16 protein-coding genes are annotated in these 20,210 nt (G+C 37.2%); 9 read left to right on the top strand and 7 right to left on the bottom strand.

The genetic code is table 11. The annotated features are described in order from the left end of the window. Positions 1–128: 128 nt before the first annotated feature. Together rpoN and FD29_RS04710 are read left to right on the top strand one after the other, a co-directional pair. A complete protein-coding gene (gene rpoN / locus FD29_RS04715; RefSeq protein WP_057887808.1) occupies positions 129–1,409 on the top strand; it encodes an RNA polymerase factor sigma-54 in 1,281 nt (426 codons plus the stop codon). Between the two features lie 512 nt (positions 1,410–1,921). Beyond that, positions 1,922–2,854 (top strand): AEC family transporter, encoded by a 933-nt coding sequence (locus FD29_RS04710; protein WP_057887807.1) that lies wholly within the window; start codon positions 1,922–1,924, stop codon positions 2,852–2,854. Between the two features lie 107 nt (positions 2,855–2,961). Here FD29_RS04710 and FD29_RS04705 read toward each other — a convergent pair whose 3' ends face one another. From FD29_RS04705 to FD29_RS04690, 4 genes are all read right to left on the bottom strand, one after another. Then, a complete protein-coding gene (locus FD29_RS04705; protein ID WP_057887806.1) occupies positions 2,962–3,297 on the bottom strand; it encodes an ArsR/SmtB family transcription factor in 336 nt (111 codons plus the stop codon). A 56-nt stretch (positions 3,298–3,353) separates the two neighbouring features. After that, the gene (locus tag FD29_RS04700; protein WP_057887805.1) at positions 3,354–3,920 is read right to left on the bottom strand and encodes a cadmium resistance transporter; all 567 of its coding nucleotides are present in this window, start codon (positions 3,918–3,920) and stop codon (positions 3,354–3,356) included. A gap of 135 nt (positions 3,921–4,055) precedes the next feature. After that, on the bottom strand, positions 4,056–4,298 hold the full coding sequence (locus tag FD29_RS04695; protein ID WP_057887804.1) for a hypothetical protein: 243 nt from the start codon (positions 4,296–4,298) through the stop codon (positions 4,056–4,058). Between the two features lie 251 nt (positions 4,299–4,549). Then, a complete protein-coding gene (locus FD29_RS04690) occupies positions 4,550–5,524 on the bottom strand; it encodes a MucBP domain-containing protein (protein ID WP_147007964.1) in 975 nt (324 codons plus the stop codon). Positions 5,525–5,862: 338 nt separating this feature from the next. On the opposite strand from FD29_RS04690, the gene FD29_RS04685 reads away from it, so the two are divergent. After that, on the top strand, positions 5,863–7,827 hold the full coding sequence (locus tag FD29_RS04685) for a hypothetical protein (RefSeq protein ID WP_057887802.1): 1,965 nt from the start codon (positions 5,863–5,865) through the stop codon (positions 7,825–7,827). Between the two features lie 55 nt (positions 7,828–7,882). On the opposite strand, the gene FD29_RS04680 is transcribed toward FD29_RS04685, so the two are convergent. Beyond that, positions 7,883–10,087 carry an ATP-dependent Clp protease ATP-binding subunit gene (locus FD29_RS04680; protein WP_057887801.1) on the bottom strand — a complete coding sequence of 735 codons (2,205 nt, stop codon included), beginning with the start codon at positions 10,085–10,087 and terminating at the stop codon, positions 7,883–7,885. A gap of 325 nt (positions 10,088–10,412) precedes the next feature. Between FD29_RS04680 and FD29_RS04675 the strand changes: the two genes are divergently transcribed. Together FD29_RS04675 and ptsP are read left to right on the top strand one after the other, a co-directional pair. Beyond that, entirely contained in the window at positions 10,413–10,679 is a 267-nt protein-coding gene (locus FD29_RS04675; protein WP_057887800.1) for a phosphocarrier protein HPr, read from the top strand. Next, positions 10,679–12,400: a phosphoenolpyruvate--protein phosphotransferase gene (gene ptsP / locus FD29_RS04670; protein WP_057887799.1), complete on the top strand. Its 1,722-nt coding sequence runs from the start codon at positions 10,679–10,681 to the stop codon at positions 12,398–12,400. The genes FD29_RS04675 and ptsP overlap by 1 nt, the downstream gene beginning before the upstream one ends. A 481-nt stretch (positions 12,401–12,881) precedes the next feature. Here ptsP and FD29_RS04665 read toward each other — a convergent pair whose 3' ends face one another. Then, a complete protein-coding gene (locus FD29_RS04665; protein WP_057887798.1) occupies positions 12,882–13,457 on the bottom strand; it encodes a TetR/AcrR family transcriptional regulator in 576 nt (191 codons plus the stop codon). A 234-nt stretch (positions 13,458–13,691) separates the two neighbouring features. On the opposite strand from FD29_RS04665, the gene FD29_RS04660 reads away from it, so the two are divergent. Next, positions 13,692–16,724, top strand: a complete 3,033-nt coding sequence (locus FD29_RS04660; protein ID WP_057887797.1) for an MMPL family transporter — start codon at positions 13,692–13,694, stop codon at positions 16,722–16,724. A gap of 218 nt (positions 16,725–16,942) precedes the next feature. Here the strand turns inward: FD29_RS04660 and FD29_RS04655 are convergent, their stop codons facing one another. Then, positions 16,943–17,713, bottom strand: coding sequence for a LytR/AlgR family response regulator transcription factor (locus FD29_RS04655; RefSeq protein ID WP_057887796.1), 771 nt, complete (start codon positions 17,711–17,713; stop codon positions 16,943–16,945). A gap of 169 nt (positions 17,714–17,882) precedes the next feature. On the opposite strand from FD29_RS04655, the gene FD29_RS04650 reads away from it, so the two are divergent. The 3 genes from FD29_RS04650 to FD29_RS04640 all read left to right on the top strand — a co-directional run bounded on the left by FD29_RS04650 (position 17,883) and on the right by FD29_RS04640 (position 19,976). After that, positions 17,883–18,716, top strand: coding sequence for a helix-turn-helix domain-containing protein (locus FD29_RS04650; RefSeq protein ID WP_057887795.1), 834 nt, complete (start codon positions 17,883–17,885; stop codon positions 18,714–18,716). Between the two features lie 50 nt (positions 18,717–18,766). After that, entirely contained in the window at positions 18,767–19,105 is a 339-nt protein-coding gene (locus FD29_RS04645) for a hypothetical protein (protein WP_057887794.1), read from the top strand. Positions 19,106–19,196: 91 nt separating this feature from the next. Further along, on the top strand, positions 19,197–19,976 hold the full coding sequence (locus FD29_RS04640; protein ID WP_057887793.1) for a hypothetical protein: 780 nt from the start codon (positions 19,197–19,199) through the stop codon (positions 19,974–19,976). Positions 19,977–20,210 lie beyond the last annotated feature (234 nt).

Raw genomic sequence — 20,210 nt, 5'->3', positions numbered from 1 at the left:
AAAAGCGCTATCATTGTATTAGTTATTATATTGGAAACGCTTTTAAGATTATAAATATTTGCTTATTGTGTGAATACGAATTGTCTTATTATTTCTAATTTATTAATTAATAGAAGGGAGGGAACCTGATGGAACTTAAAGAAAAAATTCAGCAAAAACAAGTTCAAGGGTTGTCTTTAACACAGGGAATGCGACAATCAATTTTGATTTTGCAATCAGATGCGATTGATTTAGCAGATTATTTGAGTGAACAAAGTTTGGAAAATCCATTATTCGATGTTCATGTCAATTTGGATATGCCATTTATTGATAATGAGGATAGCAAGACTTATCAAATTAAGGACGAACAACAATCGCTCTTTGAATATCTTTTGGACCAAGTCCAATTGACGATGAGAAAGACGCCATTACGTGATCTAGTAGTTTATTTGATCGAACAACTTGACCCCAACGGTTATTTGACCGTCTCAGATGAAGAGATTTTTGCTGAAGAAAAAGATATTACACCAATTATGTTGCTCGATGCCAAGACTTTATTGCATCAACTTGATCCCCCAGGGATCGGAGCCAGAGATTTAAGGGAGTGTCTCTACTTACAAGCTGAGGCCGATCACGCCAACAAGGCTATTATGTCGATGCTGAGCGACAAATTTGAACTCTTTACTAAACACGAATGGAAACAATTGAAGCGGTCATTGAAATTATCTAACGCTGAGTTGCAAGAAGCTGTAAACTTCATCCAATCGCTGTCGGCTAACCCAGGTCAACGGTATACATCACAAAATGAACAATATGTTGTACCTGAATTACAAATCAGAAAGAATAATCATAAATTAACTTTATCGGTCACGAAATATGGTCAGCCACAGTTGATCTTTGCCCAAGAAACCTATGATCGTTTAGCAGAGTCAACTGATGAGGATGTTAAGAAATACATTCACAGTAAATACAATCAGTACAAGACTTTGGAGTACAACTTGCAACGACGGATCGATACGATTTCGATTATCGGTAAATGTATCGTCAAAGCTCAATACAAGTTCTTCATGCAAGAGACCGATGCCTTAGCACCATTGTTGATTCGGGATGTGGCGCAAAAATTGCAAATGAGTGAGTCGACTGTCAGCCGGACGATCAATGGCAAATATATTCAAACTGATTTTGGTGTCTTTGAACTGAAAGAATTCTTCTCACGTCGTAGCAAAGTTACAGTCGGAGAAGAACAGTCAGTCGATCAAGTGAAGGCAAAAATTAGAGGAATCTTGAACAATGAAGATAAAAGGAAACCGCTCAGTGATCAAGTGATTTCAGAAATGTTAGTTGCTGACGGTTTACAAATCGCTCGTCGGACAGTAGCTAAATATCGTGAAGAATTAGGATTTCCAGCCACAAGTCGGCGTAGAATTTAAAGTATGATCAGCTTTTAAATCTAAAAAAGCTGTTCACTGCCGTCTTCCATGAAATTCTGGTGGATTGCTGGAACGCTGTGAGAGCAACTTGGAGCCAATTTAAAAATTGTCTCTAAGCTTGTCTGTCTCTAAACTGGCAAGATACGCCAGCTAAGAGACTACCACGGCTGAGCATCCACCAGAATTCCATTCCAGACTAAACGTTTTTTTATTTGTTTTACATTAGTAGTATTAAAGTTTTAGTCTCTAATGATTCAATATTTTATTTAAAACAATACTAAAAAGGTCATCCAATTAATTTTTGGATGGCCTATTAGTATATCTAAATAATTGTATGTAACCAAAGTTGAAAAAAATCGTATTTCGAATCAGAGACGATTTTTTATTAGACGGGAAACCTAAAATAATCATGTTTCAAAATTAAATACGAAAATATCATAATTTTTGACAGCAAAGTTTCTCTTTGGCATGAAATATTTGTATAATAGATTAACCACAGGGGAGGCTATTGTATGAATATTGGGCAATTGATCAATCAGATCGTCTTGATGTTTTGTTTGATGTTGATTGGGGTTTTGATCAACAAATTGAAGTTTATGCACGCACAGACTTCGAGTGACCTGACGAACGTTTTGTTGTATATCGTTTCGCCATGTCTAATCATCAACGCTTTTGAACAACCGTATTCGGGTAATCGTATCAAACAATTTTTATTGGCGATTGCGGGAGTATTTATTCTTTATATTATTGAAATTATTGTTTCTAAATTGCTTTTTGGTCGTCTAAAAGATCAAAATCTCAGTCGTATTGCACAATATGGCAGTATTTATTCCAACGCTGGATTCATGGGGATTCCGTTGATCAGTGCCTTATTCGGTTCCGAAGGGGTATTTTTTGCGGTCGTATCGTTGGCAGCATTTAATATTTTCAGTTGGACGCAAGGGGTATCTTTATTTCGTAACAGTGAAAACGGAGCAGTGGAGAAAACGGATTGGCGCACAGTCGTGTTCAATCCTAATATTGTAGCTATCTTCGTAGGAATTATAATTTTTGTCTTTTCAATCAAAATTCCAGGAACTCCTAATCAAGTTATTAAATATGTCGGTTCAATCAATACGCCGTTGTCGATGATCGTGATTGGAAATAGTTTAGCTAATATTAAATTCAGTCGCGATATGTTGAATAAAGAGATCGGTTTGACAATTTTATTGCGAAATTTAATTTATCCCATCGTCGGGATTTTGATTTTGAAATTAGGTGGAGTAACAGGAATCGCCTTTTACACGACAATCGTAATGGCCGCTTGTCCGGCTGCCGGTTTGGTGGTCCTCTTTACTTTACAAGCTGAAGGGGATGTCGCTCCAGCAATTTCTCTGATGAGTTTGTCGACAATTTTAAGTCTTTTGACGATACCGGTGGTTTTTGCACTAGGTAATATAATCTAAGGGAATATAACAGCATAAATGCGGAACAAAAAACCGTCTCTGATTCAGTATTTTGAATCAGAGGCGGTTTTACGTTAATGCATAAAAATTGAGCATGCTTTGTTCTATTATTCACCGTGCTTTTTGCCTCGAATCACATGGTCGGCGTGTTCTAACATTTCGTTGACGACGTCTAAGATATGAGGATCATCGAGTTGATAGTAATTGAATTTGCCCCTCTTTTGGGAACTGACTAATTGATGCTTTTTTAAAATGGAGAGTTGATGTGAGACGACGGATTGTTCAATATCTAAAGCTTGACCAATTTCATTGACGCTCATTTTGTTATTCTCCAAAATCTTTAACATTTGCAGGCGATTGGGATTACTCAAGAGTTTAAAAATACGTTCAGATTCTGCTAGATGTTTGGCATCAATCAATTTTATTTGTGTTTGTTTACTCATTATATGAATTCCTTTATCAGTATACGATTCATACTCTAAGTATATATCAGATCATATTAGAGAAAAGCAATTAAGTGACTGATCAATCCACTGTCCCAAAAAACATACAAGCCGATCACAACGTAGCAGATCTTCATTAATTTTTCCCCATGTTTTTCCATGACTTTAGAAACCGTGGGAATATCAGCGACGAGCTTGATGATAAAGACAACAATAATTGTTAAAAGGCCAATGAATCCCAAGGTGATCAAGAAGTTGGTGATGGTCTCGCCGACTAAAACTGGTAAGAAAATCGACAGATTGCAACCAGCACAGACAGATAGGTAAGTGATTAAAACGGTAATGATTTCCGATTTATGTGTCTCTTTTTGCTCGTCAACGTCATCATCGTCGTGAAATGCTAGATAGATCGGCAAGATACCTAAAATTCCTAAGATCCATTCAGGTAAAAAGGTTGCCAGAGCCTTGCCGATAATAAAACTAGCGGTCAATAAGATAATATTTCCTAATAAATAGCCAATCAATACTTTGATAAAGTCGTATTTCTTCAGTAAAAAGATCAACATAAAGAAGAAATCCAAGTTAACGCTTAAAAAAGTTAAAGCTAACAGCCAATAATTCATAAATGCCTCCTGCAACATATGTTTTTAATAACATATGTTAAATACAACATATATAATACATCAGTCAAAAATGAATGCAATAAAAAAATCCAATTACGTTTTTTCTTTAACGTAATTAGATTTCTTCAGTAATTATTAATTGTTTTGCCGTAAGACATCGCGGATAAAACTAAGCGTAATATCAAAGATAGGTTTTAGAATAGCCAGACACATCAAAGCTAGATCGACGAATAATAGTTTGACCATCCAAGCAACTGATAAGGAAGTAGTGAAGTGGAAGTACAGGGCGAAGAGACCTAAAAATACTGCCACAAAGGCAAACAAATAAATGATGACTAATCCAATCAATTCTTCTGTTTTGGTTTCTTGATGTTCCATAAGACCTTTTCCCCCTAAAATTGAGACATTTTATATACGCTTACATTATATCATTTTGAGTTTAAAAATGATTGATGAGTCAAAGGTTTTAGGCATATAATTCATTGTTTTCTTCCATGAAATTTTGGTAGTTAATTATCATTAGATATATTCGCATAAATTATTTGTTTACTCCATATTGGTAAAAATGGATATAAATAGCCTCAATTCCTAATAGATTTTGGAATTGAGGTTATAAAATCAAAAATATTTTAAAGGTTTAAATATTTGCTTTCAACATAGTATCCATCGTCAAGTTCAGCCCAAACGCTGTAATTGTCGAGTTGGACGATCTTTTTAACAAAAACATCTTGGCCACCACGATAGCGTTGGTTATCCATATCGCCATAAGGTGTCTTCCAAGCGGTGATGAATTGATCATCATAGTAGAGTACTTTGACAGAACGGTTGATATCCATATTGTCGATCACGGAATATGTGTAGCTGATGTTGTTGGCAGCCTGGGCTAGCGGACTGTTGAGCATTTCTTGACGTGACGACTGCTGCTTGATGATCTGGAGTTTGATATTTTCGGTACTAGGAATCCAAGTGTTGCCACCTAAGTTGTACCAGATAGTATTATTGTACGTTTCTTGAACAGCACGGTAAGCTTTCCAAGTAGTTCCGTAAGGCAAAGTTTTCTCTAGTGGCGTTTTGCTGAGTGGTTGACTGTAAACGTTGACGTTATCAGTCGTTTCGATGAAGAGATTTTTATTGATTTTGTAATTTTTGATGGGGAGCACGTTGTAGACATACTCTTGTTCTTGAACTCGTTTCGTAAATTGACCTTTGGCTCTTCGAGGTGAACGCACTAAGAAATGATTAGCTTCTTCAAGTGGTTGCGTGTCAAAGTCACGGTTCAATTCGCCAAGCAAATATTGTGGATCAGCAATCAAGTTGCCGTCGGTATTTCGGTGATAGACGATAACTGGTGCTGACAATTGGTTGGCGTAAACAAGATAGATGCCGTCGGAATTAGGAATGAATGTTTGTTGAAAGTTAGTTACTGAAGACAAAACATATCCGGGTATTTCCTTCCAAGGAATATCTAATTTAGCCAAATAATGTCCCTTAATCGTAGTAGGTTGAGTGATATCTTTGCCTAAAGAATCAACGTAATGGACTTTGATTTCGACATCATCGCGAGCTATTTTTTTTACTTTAGGTGAGAGTACGTCATTTTCCATAGTTCTTTCTCCTTTATGGGAAAAGTCAGTATTATTTTTCTTTCCCATAATAATTCCCTTCTAACATTGAATTAGTGTAATTCTAACATGAAAAAAACTTCGACATTTCCTTTATATAAGTAACTTAAAGATGTTTAACATAAAAACAAGAAATTCTTAAACAATTAAGCGGGAAAAAGGTAAAAACAGAAATTAATCGATTAATTTTTAACTAAAAATCAAATAATTTGATTGAAAAATGAATCACATTAATAAAAATAATATTATCTAATTTGATTAAATTGACTTTTTGTATCATGCTATAATCTTATTGCTAATGATAAGAAAGGGGTTACATAATGAGGAAATTTAAAAAACGTTGGTTGTTGATACTAGTGTTTATTTCCATATTATCTGCCTCAGCATTTAATAGAAGATACAAACAGGTCAATGCAGAAGAAGCGGATACGACTGAAGTAACGCCGTATAAAAAGCCTACTGGAGATGCTACCAAATTTTTAGGAATTTGGTTGACCAGTGGCTATACTTTACAACCGAATGAAAACACTTATATTGAAGTTGGACAAACAAAAACACTTTCTGGTAATGCCGGAAGATCAATGCTGACATATTGGGCAACAATCCTTTATGTAAACAAAAAGTATCAGTGGTATAAATCAACTGATGGCAAAAACTGGACTAAAGTGTCCTCAAAGGATTCTGGCGACAAGAAAACAATGCCAGTTACACCAACTGAAGTGGGAACAACTTACTATCAATTGGATACTTACTTTCAAACGGCGGGATTGATTGGAGCGACGGCATCGCACCTTTATTCTAATGTTGCTACAGTGCACGCCGTTCCTGAACCGGTCAATGCCCAAAAAGTAACCGTTACAGTCGATGATGATTATTTGTATAATTCAACTAATGATTTAGTAAATATTGAAACTGTTGCTCACGCTCATCCAGATCCAGTTAATTTTACTGGGGCAGTGACTTGGAGTATTAGTGACACAAATTTGGCCACGATTGACGAAGAAACTGGAGAAATTACGGCTAATACTGGTCGGCGCGCTGGAGTTGTAACAGTTTATGCAACTTTACACAATCCAGATGGATCAATTATCAAGGGCGAAACAGATATTACTATTGGTGGCGGTCTGGAGAATCAAACGGTCAAAGCGGGTGAGACGGCAACTTTTGCTTTACAAGGAAATATTGGTGAATTGGATGAAGATGGCGATGACGGCTATACCATAAAATGGTATAAGGAAGATCCAATTACGCATACTAGGACTCAAGTTCAAAAAGATAAACCACAAGCTTTGAGTTATACAATTCCTGATACGACATTAGATGATGACGGTACCTTAATTGTAGCTATCATTTCGATGAGTTATGGAGGTCGACCATATTCCTACACGACAAATGATGCTTATTTGTACGTTACTCCTGAAGGTGGACCAGATATTGAAATGACAAATATCATGAAAAATGAGACGTTTGATGATGGAACGAATACGGATAATATGTTATTTGGCGTTAACAATGGAGATACGGTAACTTACACTGACACGGTAACTAATAACAGTACTAGTGGTACCTTAACGGATGCGACGTATACTTTGCCATTGCACAATAATACTAAAATCGCCAGTGTTCAATTAGACGGTAAGGAACTTAGTTCGTCAAGTTACAGTTTTAAAAAGAATGATACGACTGGTGCAACTGATTTAACTATTCCAGGATTAAACTTCAAAATTAACGAAAGCCATAAGATCCAAGTCAACACTACGGTTGATAGCATTGAGAAGAAGGAAACCTTCTCAACGGTACCTTATATTGCCGGTAAAGCAGATGGGAAAACTGACTATCAAAAGGTCGGACGTGGTAATACGATCAATTATGAATTGGATACAATTACGATTACTAACACTGAAAATATTGACTATGGTGTAATCAATGCGGTATCTAACAAGACAATACTGTATCGTCAAGATAAGTTAAATAATCCTTATAATATTATTGATATTGACGATACAAGAAGAGTTAAGAGTTCAATTGGTTTATACGTTCGTCAAAAGAGTGAATTGATCAGTGGCAACAATATTTTGTCAGGATATCTTGAATATCATGAAAATGGTGTGGCCCAAGATTTGCGGGCAACGGATGTTGAAGTTTCACGGACTGATGATGAACAAGCTCTATCCTCTCAAAGTTGGAATAAAGAAGAAGGGGTCTTGTTGCACATGGATCCACAGATAAATAGTTCCGGAATTTACACTACAAAATTAGAATGGACTATTGCAGATAGCTTATAGATAAAGCAAAAGAGCCAGAAAACTTAAAGTTTTCTGACTCTTTTTTTTAGCACCACTAATTATTTTCGGTATCAGGTGCACTATACTTAGAAATTTTAATTTCACCTTTGTCAACGTGAGCTTCAAGGTCTTTATCCTTAGGATTATCCAAGAAGTAGTCGGCAACTTTATCTTCAATTTGTTCTTCAATCACACGACGGAGTGGACGAGCACCCATCTTAGGATTGAATCCTAAATCAACTAATTTATTTTTAGCGTCCTTAGTAACGTGAATCGTCAAACCTTGATCCGCAATCATCTTGTTAGTGTCGGCCAACATGAGGTCAACAATCTTGAGCAAGTTGTCTTTGGTCAATGAATTAAATTCAACGATACCATCGAAACGGTTCAAGAATTCTGGTTTGAAGAATTCTGACAAACGATTCATAACTGAATTTGTAGTACCAGATGATTCAGCTCCGAAACCAACATTAGCTTCTTGCAAGCCTTGACCGGCGTTAGAAGTCATAATAATGATAGTATCTTTGAAACTGACGGTTCTACCTTGTGAGTCTGTCAAACGGCCATCATCCAAGATCTGCAAGAACATGTGCATAACATCAGGGTGAGCCTTTTCGATTTCATCCAAGAGAATCAAACTGTATGGATTACGACGAACCTTTTCAGTCAACTGACCAGCTTCTTCGTAACCAACATACCCTGGAGGCGAACCGATCAACTTAGAAACTGAATGTTTCTCCATATATTCAGACATATCGAATCTGATCATTGAATCCTCAGAACCAAATAGTTCCTTAGCTAATTGTTTAGCAAGTTCAGTCTTACCAACACCAGTAGGTCCAACGAATAGGAATGAACCGATTGGACGACCAGACTTGTTGAAACCAACTCTGTTACGACGAATAGCTTTGGCAACGTCACTAACAGCTTTGTCTTGACCAATGATGTGGCCCTTCAAATCTGATTCCAAGTTCTTCAATTGAGCTTGTTCATTAGATTGAAGTTCTCCAACAGGGATGTTGGTCTTTTCTTCAATGATCTTTTCAATTTCTTTATCAGTAACAACGTTCTTGTCAGCAGGTTCATCCTTGGCATTGTTCTTCATGTCTTGGAACTTAGTAACTTGGTCACGATAGTAGGCAGCTTTTTCGTAATCTTCATTACGAAGGGCAGCTTGTTTTTGAACTTCGGCATCGGAAATCTTGTTGTCAAGATCAGCTACGTCGACGTGATTGCTTTGCAAGTTCTTCTTTGAACCAGCTTCATCGATCAAATCGATAGCCTTGTCAGGCAAGAATCTATCTTGGATATAACGAGCTGATAATTCAGCAGCAGCCTTGATAGCTTCATTAGAGTATTTTACATGGTGATAATCTTCATATTTAGGTTGTAGACCCTTGAGAATCTGAACGGTCTCGTCAACAGTAGGTTCATTGACTTGAACAGGTTGGAGACGACGTTCCAAAGCAGAATCCTTTTCAATGGTCCGATATTCATTTAAAGTTGTAGCACCAACTAGTTGAAGTTCGCCACGGGCTAGGGCAGGTTTCAAAACGTTGCCGGCGTCCATGCCGCCTTCAGCATTACCAGCTCCGACGATTTCATGGATCTCATCGATAAAGAGGATAATGTCTTTGTTCTTTTGGACTTCGTTGATCAATTGTTGCATTCTTTGTTCAAATTGACCACGAACACCAGTACCTTGAACTAATGAAACAACGTCCAAACGGATCACACGCTTGTGTTGCAATTTTTCAGGGACAGCTCCGTCGACGATCTTTTGAGCAAGACCTTCAACAACGGCTGTTTTACCAACACCTGCTTCACCAATTAGAACAGGGTTGTTCTTAGTTCTTCTATTTAATATTTCAATTACTCGATTAATTTCCTTGTCACGACCAATTACTGGATCGACTTGGCCCTTTTTAGCAAGGGCGGTAAGATCGACACCGTATTGATCCAAGACTCCATTACCCCGTGGGCGGCGGCCATTTATGTTGCCACCGTTACCGGTTTGGGTTTGAGGACCTTGTTGCTCGAAAGCATTAGGTTGTTGTCCGCCGTTCAAAGCGTTGAACAAGTCTTCGAAACTTGAAAATCCACCGTTTGGATTTTGTGCCATATTATTCATACCTTCGTTAGCTTGATTTCTTAACTTTTGATAACAGTCTTGGCAGAGATTGATTTCTGTTCTTTGACCATTAACACTCGTATAAAGATGAATTGTAGCTTCATTTTTATTGCAATTCTGACATAACATTCGCACCCCACCTTTCCTTGATCATCAGGATACAACGGTAGTATATAATTAGCACTCAACTAATGCAAGTGCTAAATCTTGAGATTTTAAATTTTATTAGTTTAATGGTAATTATTTTAATTTTTTACAAATTTTTCAGAAAAATAAAAATAATATAAACGCTTTCAGCCCCTTGTGTTGTAAGCGTTAAACTTCTTGTCACAGTTGGCTTTTATCAACGTTTTTAAGCTTAACCCTTGTGAAAAATCAAAACTAATGGTAAATTAATTAGTGAACATTTGTAGGTTTGCTACAGAATTTTATATTATATGGTGAGGTATTTATTATGGAAAAGAAAGAATTTCACATTATTGCAGAAACAGGAATCCACGCACGTCCAGCTACTATGTTGGTACAAGCAGCAAGTAAATTTAGCTCAGACATCAACATTGAATTCTCTGGTAAATCAGTAAACTTGAAGTCAATCATGGGTGTTATGTCACTTGGTGTTGGCCAAGGTGCTGACGTTACAATTACAGCTGATGGTGACGATGCTGCTGATGCAGTTGCTGCTATTTCAGACACAATGACAAAAGAAGGTTTGGCAGAATAATGGTTAAAACTATTAAAGGAATTGCAGCTAGTGATGGTATCGCTACTGCAGAAGCATACCTTTTAGTTCAACCAGATTTGTCTTTTACAAAGAAAAGTGTTTCAGATGCTGACGCAGAAGTTAGTCGTCTTAAAGATGCTATTAAGACATCAGACGATGAACTAACAAAGATTAGAGACATTGCTAAGGAATCTCTTGGTGATGAAGAAGCTCAAGTCTTTGATGCACATAAGATGATTTTGGCTGATCCAGAATTTACGGGTGCAGTTGAACAAGAAGTTAAGGATCAAAGCGTTAATGCTGAACAAGCATTACATGATGTATCTGAAAACTTTATTTCTATTTTTGAGGGTATGACAGATAACCCTTACATGCAAGAAAGAGCCGCTGATGTTCGTGATGTTACAAAGCGTGTCATGGCTCACTTACTAGATGTTAATCTTCCAAATCCCGCACTTATCGACCACGATGTCGTAGTTGTTGCTCACGATTTGACACCTAGTGATACTGCTCAATTGAACAGTTATGTTAAAGGATTCATCACTGATATCGGTGGTCGTACAGCCCACTCAGCTATTATGGCTCGTTCTTTGGAACTACCAGCTGTTGTTGGTACTGATACTATTACTAAGGATGTCAAAGAAGGAGATACAGTTATCGTTGATGGTTTGAACGGTGCTGCTATTGTTAACCCTTCTGATGAAGACGTTAAACACTACAATGAATTGGCAAAGAACTTTGCTGATGAAAAAGCTGAATGGGAAAAATTGAAGAACGAAGCCTCAGTTACTGCTGATGGCAAACACTTCGATATCGCTGCTAATATCGGTACACCTGATGATCTACAAGGTGTTATTGATAATGGTGCCGAAGGTATCGGTTTGTATCGTACAGAATTCTTGTACATGCAATCAGAAAGCCTTCCAACTGAAGAAGACCAATTCAAGGCCTACAAGAAGGTTCTTGAAGGCATGAAAGGTAAGCCAGTCGTTGTCCGTACTATGGATATCGGTGGTGACAAGCATTTACCATACTTGCCACTTCCTGAAGAAATGAACCCATTCTTGGGTTACCGTGCTATCCGTATCAGTTTGGATAGACAAGAAATCTTCAGAACTCAACTAAGAGCTTTGCTACGTGCATCTGCTTTTGGTAACTTACGTATCATGTTCCCTATGATCGGTACATTGCAAGAATTCAGAGATGCTAAGAAGGTCTTTACAGAAGAAAAGGCTAAATTAGTTGCTGACGGCGTTAAGGTTTCTGACGACATTCAATTAGGAATGATGATGGAAGTTCCAGCTGCCGCAGTTCTTGCAGACCAATTTGCTAAAGAAGTTGACTTCTTCAGTATTGGTACAAACGATTTGATTCAATATACTATGGCTGCTGATCGTGGTAACGAACACGTTTCATACCTATATCAACCATACAACCCTTCAATTTTGAGATTGATCAAGCACGTTATCGAATCAGCTCATAAAGAAGGCAAGTGGGCTGGTATGTGTGGTGAAGCTGCTGGTGATAACACAATGCTTCCATTGCTATTGAGCATGGGTCTTGATGAATACTCAATGTCAGCTACATCAGTACTTCGTGTAAGAAGTTTGATGAAGAAGTTGAGCACAAAGGATCTTGCTACATTGGCTGATCGTGCTGTTAACGAATCAATCACTAATGAAGATAACAAGAAACTTGTTGAAGAATACTTGAACAAGTAATAAAAATAAAAAAGTCCGCGAAAGCGGGCTTTTTTTTGGTTCTTTTTCAAGTTTGGTTACTTACAATTATTTAGACATACCAATAGGCCATCCCAAAATCAGCTGGATGACCTACTTTTAGTATTATCGTAAATAAAATATCGAATCATTAGATTTAAAATTTTAACACTACTAATGTAAAACAAATAAAAAATCGTTTAGTCTGGAATGGAATTCTGGTGGACTCTCACGTGGCAGTCTCTTGGCTGGCGTCCTTTGCCAGGTTAGAGACAGACAAGCTTAGAGACAATTTGAACTGTAATTGGCTCTAAGTTGCTCTCACTGCGTTCCAGCGTCCACCAGAATTTCATGGAAGACGGCAGAGAACAATCAAACTTGAAAAAGAACTTATGTGAAGACATTTTGTATTGTAGGCAACTAAAGGCGATATCATCGAAAAGACGAGTCTTCAACCTAAATTAGAAAATCCTCTTTAATTGTTCTAAAAATTATTATGTAGTAGATTAATTAAATAATTATCAGCTGTTTTTTCATCGATAGTAGGATTTTCAAACAGACACCATTCCAACATCCCGATGACCAAATCACTGTAAAAACGAGCTAATAATTCGACGGGGACGTTTTGCTCTTTGGAATCTGAATACGAGTGGTAAAGAAGTTGATTAGCTTCATGCTTTAGGTAACCAGAGAGATTGTGCCACAGATGCGAATTAGCGCCATCATTTTTCTTGATATTTGCTAATAAAGCTGGGTTGTCATGGAAAAAATTCACTAATAAATTGAAAATCTTAATGAGATTATCGTCATTTTTTTCATCGTTGGGTAATTGATTCAAGATATTTTTGGCGATGTGTGACCAAAGATATTCCAACAGATCTAATTTGTCATCAAAATAATTGTAAAAAGTTGCCCGTGGATATTCGCACGCTTCACAAATATCGTTGACGGTTATTTTATCGAACTCTTTTTCACTCAGCAATTCAAACATGGCAACTCGAAAAGCTTTCAAAGTCCGTCTTGCCCCTAAGGTTAGATGTTTTGATAGATCAATTTTCATTTTAAAGAATCCCCCAATAATTCGTTCCGTTATAGCATTATTTATCCTTATTTTAGCATAGTAACTTGTAGTAATATTTTAAATGTGTGTCTATCTTTTTACAAATTAAAGATATTGTCTAAGTATAGGCTAATATCTAAAATTTGTCTCTTGTATAAATAAAAACAAAAAATTATTATATAAATTGAATTTTCTGAAAATATTTGTGTGATATTCATGTGAGGAGACAGACAAATGCGAAAAAATAAATATTGGATGGCATTAGTTGGCTGGATCGTGGTCGTTGTGGTCGCTATTCTTGCCATGCCTAATGTTTCACAGTTGGTTAGGAACAAAGGAAATATAACTTTGCCTAATTATACTGAGAGTCAAAAGGCCGCCAATTTACAGAAAAAAGCTAACGGCAACAAGTCAGTGACAACTTACACGGTTGTGTTTGACAATAAAGGTGCTGGTAAGCTTTCAGCCAATCAATCGAAAGAAATAGACAACAAACTCAATGAATTGAGTAATAAAAAGTTGCTCAAAGTTACTAGCGTCATGGGTCCCAGCGATAATGCTGAAACCAAAAAGCAATTGATTGCCAAAGATAAATCGACTCAGTTGGCGCAAGTCACAGTCAAGAAGAATAATTATGTTGGTCAGCAAGTGCAGTCTCTGCAAGATCAATTGAAAATTTCAGGGATCAAGACTTACGTCACTGGTGCCGATGCTTTGAACGATGAATTCTCAACTGTAACTGAGAAGGGGATTCAAAAGACTGAAGTTATTGCAATTATCTTTATTTTCATTGTTTTGATTCTAGTCTTCCGTTCACCGATCGTACCGTTGATCTCGTTGCTTAATGTCGGAGTAGCCTTTGTTACTTCGTTAAGTATCGTCATGAATTTGGCAGAAAAAATTAATTTTCCTATTTCCAATTTCACCCAAGTATTTTTAGTTGTCGTGTTATTCGGAATCGGAACGGATTACAATATATTGCTTTACAACTACTTTAAAGGAGCACTAGCTCGGGGACTCTCGGCAAATGAAGCGGCTCACGATGCTCAAAAACATGGTGGTCGGACAATTTTGTACAGTGGAATCTCAGTCTTGATTGGGTTCTCAGTTCTAGCTTTGGCCAAGTTCTCGTTTTATCGTAGTGCTGTCGGCGTTGCAATCGGAGTCTTAGTCCTTTTGAGCGTCTTGTTGACATTGAACATGTTCTTTATGCAGACGTTAGGTGAGAAGATGTTTTGGCCAAGTAAGGTCACTGCTGGTCGGGGCAAGAGTCGTATCTGGTATGGTTTGTCCAGAGCTGCTTTGACATATCCAGTTGTGATCTTAGGAATCATCGCCATTGCAGCGGTACCGTTTCTAATCAATACCTCATCGACCTTGAACTTTAACAATGCCGATGAAGTACCGGATACCTATCAAGCTAAAAAGGGTTACGAAGTTATTCAAGATCACTTCAGTAAAGGAATGTCAGCTCCGGCTACCGTCTATATCGAGGGTAATTCTAAGATGACGACCCAAGCTAAGTTGGCCGCAATCGATGATCTGACGAATTATCTTCAAAAAGAACCTGGTGTAAAAACTGTTACTTCAGCTACTCAACCTGGTGGCAATAAGATCAAGTCGATGTATTTGAAGAATCAGTTGGTAAGTATTACTAATGGTTTGAATACTTCAACAGCCGGTTTGGAGAAAATTAAGTCAGGTCTCAACTCAGCTAGTTCACAATTACAGAGCGCCAACATCAGTGGCAGTACAGCTCAAGTTCAAGCTTTGGCAGATGGAACTAATGAATTGCAAGCTGGTGCTCAACAGCTCTCTAGTGGTATCACTGAATATACTAATGGCGTTTCAAGCGTCAATAGTGGTTTACAGAGTGCTAACAGTCAATTGCCAACTTTGACCAGTGGCGTATCGACCTTAACAAGTAGTTCGGCCCAGTTGTCATCTGGTATGTCGCAATTACAATCACAGGTCAATTCGATATCTAGTCAAGCTACCCAGTTGATGGCATTGTTGCAAAGCAGTGGTCAAGATACGACAGCTGCTCAAACACAAGTTGCGGCTTTGCAAAGTTCGATCAGTCAGTTGAGTTCTGGTTCTGCAGCTATTTCTAGTGGCATGAGTCAGCTGAACGGTCAAATGCCAACCTTAACTTCGGGAATGTCAACCTTAGCCAGTGGTACGAATACTTTGGCAGCATCTAGTTCAACATTGACTAGTGGTGGTCAAAGTGTTGCTAGCGGTGCAACGACTGTCAACAGTGGCGTTCAACAGATGAATACCCAGTTGAAACAAATGAGTTCGCAAGTTACGCAACTTGAATCGGGACTCACTTCAGCTAATGATGGTTTGGATACGATTGCCCGTGGAAACACAACTATGAAGACCTATTTGGATGGTTTGCGTAAATCTTATGTTGGCGACACGTTCTACTTGCCAAAAGATACCATCAAGAGTTCTGCTTTCAAACCTGCACTCGATGCTTATATGAACAAAGACAGAAAGATTGCTGAATTGACGATTGTCTTCAAGGGTGACCCCAATAGTGAGACGACTTCTAAGCAATTGAAGACGATCCAATCCGATATGAAGGCTCAACTAAAACATGGTGCTTTGAAGGATGCTAAGGTCGCTGTCGGTGGCCAAACTTCGCAAAATAATGACTTGCGGACACTTGCTAATGGTGACTTTGGTCGGACAGCTTTGATCATGACCGTCGGAATTGGAATTGCTTTGATTGTCGTTACGGAATCGATCTTGCAACCATTGACGATCATCGGGACGTTGTTATTAGCATATGAAGTTTCCTTAGGAATTACCCGCATCTTCTCGAAGATGGTCTTAGGAATCAATCTCTTGAGTTGGAACACGCCATTCTTTACCTTCATTATGTTGATGGCTTTGGGTGTCGATTACAGTATCTTCTTGATGATCAGATTTAAAGATGAGCCGATGCCTGATTTGAAAGATCGGATGCTTAATGCGGCAACGGCTATTGGTCCGGTCGTCATCTCAGCTGCCATTATTTTGAGTGGTACTTTCGCAGCATTGATGCCATCAGGCGTAACTACTTTGATTCAAGTTGCTCTAGGCGTTATCTTTGGTTTGATAATTTTAGTTATTATTTTGCCAATGACCTTGTCAGCTTTGATCAGTTTGACTATGTGGCATGAAAAACGTATGTTTCAAGTGAAGAAGCCTGCTAAGAAGGCTAAAGATACTACTGAAGATAGTGATTCAGCGAGTGATCCGAAAACTGAAAATTAACGTGTAAAAAAACAGAGTTCGCAAACTAAGCGAGCTCTGTTTTTGTATTCTAATCAAAAATAATTTTTCATGGTACCTATAATAATAGCTTCCCCCGAAAACAATTATGAATAAGAAGTACCGATATAAACATATCATATAAAATTATATTTTACTAATTAAATATAGTTTAATGTGATAATTTAATCCTTTGATAGTATAATTAAAACTGATGTTAGTTATTTAAAAATACTGACGGAGTTTGAATTGGCAAAATCTTTTTTAAATTGTGCTAATCTTCTTCGGGAAATATCACAGCTAGTTTTATCTTTAAAGATGATTTTACGATTCTTTTGGTCGATGCTGGCGATGTTATTCATATTCACTAACAGACTTTTATGAACTCGATAAAAATTTTTGTAGTCAGTCTGAATTGCAATCAGACTGCTTTTGAATTCAGTGATTTCAGTTAAACTGTGCAAGAATACATTGTGCGAATTTTCAGATGCTTCAAAGTAATCGATGTTATCTACCGGAATTTCATACTGACGAGGTCCGACCGTATAAATGAAATTGTTGATCGACTGATTCTTTAGTGGAACCAAGCGTGTGATGGCAGTGTCGATGCCGGAATTCAATCTCTTTTTAACAACATTTAGGCCGGACTCTTTAGTGATATAGTCTAGTGGCTCGACTTTTCTTTCGAAGGTCAAAGTTGATAATTCTTCATGAGTTGTGACGAAAATAATTTTGGCGTTCAGATCAGTTTCACGGATTTTACTGGCTAAATCGATACCTTTGATTTTTGAGGCTGGAAATTCAATATCCAAGATATATAACTTCAGATCATTAGGATGGTCGGCCATGTAGATTTCAACGTCTCTAGGATTAGAAGTTGCCAAAACAAGTTGAATCGTCACTTGGGGATGTGCCTTTATGTAATTTTTAACAATTAATTGATAGGTTTGTAGTAATTCGATTTCATCTTCACAGATAATAATATTTAACATGATATGTTTCTCCCGAGGTATATGATTCCATGAATTAAGATTGATATTTATCCTATAAAAGGATACCATGCAATTAATTGTTAAAACTCATTTAGCACTAAAAGGGAAGTTATACTCTTGTGCGGTATAATAATAACAAGAATAATTTGAAGGTAAATGAGGTAGATAAATGTTTTTAGGTTCAGTCATTTATGATAAAAGACGAAGTCTCAATTTAACGCAGAGTGATTTATCCAGTGGAATCTGTACACAAAATACGATCAGTAAAATGGAAAAACATAATTTAACACCTCAAATCGATGTCTTGATAAAAATCTGTCGGCGGCTGGATTTGACCTTAAATGAGGTGTTCAGTGACTTTGCATCAGATACTAAAGTGGAACAAGGGTACGTTTTAAATGGTATCGAACGCGACGTTCTGTTGAATAATTTTACTGAAGTTGAAGAACGTTTATCTTTGGTTAGTAAAGATGTCCCTAAACGAGAAATGAAGCGGCTCAATTTTATTCACAGTGTCGTTTTCTACGCTGATAATAATTTTGAGAAAGCTACCTTTGAGTTGGACAAAGTTTTGCAAAATACTAGATCAGACAATGATGATATTTATACTCTATTGTCCTATTTATATAAGGCTAAAATTTATAATGACCAGAAGCACCTCGATATGGCAGCTTATTATGTAAAGAATATTGAGGATTCTTTGCAGGAGAGCTTCAATATTGCCAATGCTAACACCGTGCAAATTCTCTTTATGAGTAACCAGTTGGTGTCATTGCTAATCAAATTAGATCAGCCCCAAAATGCTTTGAAACTGGCTAAAAGAGCTTTGGAATATGCTAACCAAAATTACGCATCCTATTTTATCGACTCGTTGAATTATTATGCAGCTTTGGCTAGTACTGATAAGAAGCAGAAACTTCGTTTCCAAACCAATGCTCAAGCATGTGCTGATATGTTCGGTAATAAGTCGTTGCAAACTAAGATTGCTCAAATTGGTGACTGAGAAAAACTATGTTAGGCTATTAAGAGAACTTCAGAGGGGAAGGTAACTAAGTGAAGAATCGAGTCGTTCGTAATTTTTTGATTTTTGTGATCGTGTGGAGCTTGATCGTCGTTGGGCAAAACTTTTTTAGTCACCATGCGCTTTTAACCAATTATCCGTGGGAAGTTTTACTGATATTCTTGCTGTCTATGATATTAGTAACGACCAATCTCAGCAAAAGAGTAGTAATAGGAATTTATTTTGTCGTCTTTTTTATCTTTATGCTGCTAACAGGCGGTTACTATAATTGGACTTCATTGATTATCTTTGCTGGTATGGCTGTGTTCATGACCGCTATAACTTATTTCATTGGTACACAATTTTTAAAAGGTGAAAATTCAAAAAAATAAGGAATCCGAATGACAGATCGTCAATTAAGGATTCCTTTTTGTGTCAGCATTAAAAGTTAAAATCTTATTTGTGAAAAGAAGGGAACACATCATGAAAAAGGTAGTTCTAATAGTTGCTCTCTTAAATATTTTGTTGTTGGTGGGTTGTAGTAATGCTAATAATTCCCAAAATGAAGCACTCAAATTAGAACAACACCAGCGAAATAAAAAGATAAAGCATAATCGAAAAATTTGGACTGAAAAAATTTCCAAAGCCAAAAATATCAACAATGCTGAATATGATAAATACGTCACAATAGTACCTAAAGGCTATAACGATGAAGATATGACTTTGAATCGTTTGAAAAATGGCAATCAATTGTTAGTCGTGGCTCAAGTAGTCAATTTGCAGCCAGAATTAGGCAGATTGTGGCTGAATGAAGCTAAGGCCACGATCCATGTTGAACGCGTCATCAGTGGTAATAGGAGTTTAAAAAATCATAATATACTGACTGAATTTTCTGGTGGTTTGAATCAAGCTAAGGATTACTTTGTCAGTCCAGAAGGCAAGTACGTCGGTACTCAGCAAGGATTTAAACCGCAAACGCTGATTTATTCAACCAATCCGACCGTGCCGATGCCTAATATTGGTCAGAGAATTATTGTGGGACTCAAAAAGTATCAGCCAGATAATCAGTCACAACAAAAGTTTTATCGAAAATATGGCTTAACGCCTAAGAATTTTTATGTCATCAACAATCCTGAAGTGACATACTGGGTCGAGAAAAATGGCCAGTTCAAATTGAACAATCCGGCCTTCTATCAAAAACAAAATCGAAATAAGTATCCACAGTTATTTAAAATTACCAAAAAACTCAATCAAATGTATTAAGTAAAAAAGTCTGCTAATTTCAAGTAGGGTTTTATTTGAGTAGTTGATCACTGCCGTCTTCCATTCCAGACTAATTGATTTTTTATTTGTTTTATATTGGTAGTATCGGTGTTTAAAATTCTGGTAATGAGATATTTTTTGAAGATTATAAAAAATAGGCCATCCGTTTTTTGGATGGCCTATTAGTGTAGTGCGCCCGGCATGGGCGCTAACTTGGTGGCGAAAGTCCACTGT

The sequence above is a fragment of the Companilactobacillus mindensis DSM 14500 genome (assembly GCF_001434275.1).
In the GTDB taxonomy this organism is placed as follows: domain Bacteria; phylum Bacillota; class Bacilli; order Lactobacillales; family Lactobacillaceae; genus Companilactobacillus; species Companilactobacillus mindensis.
The sequence above is the reverse complement of the archived record's forward strand: the minus strand, read 5'-3'. Positions and strand labels throughout refer to the sequence as shown.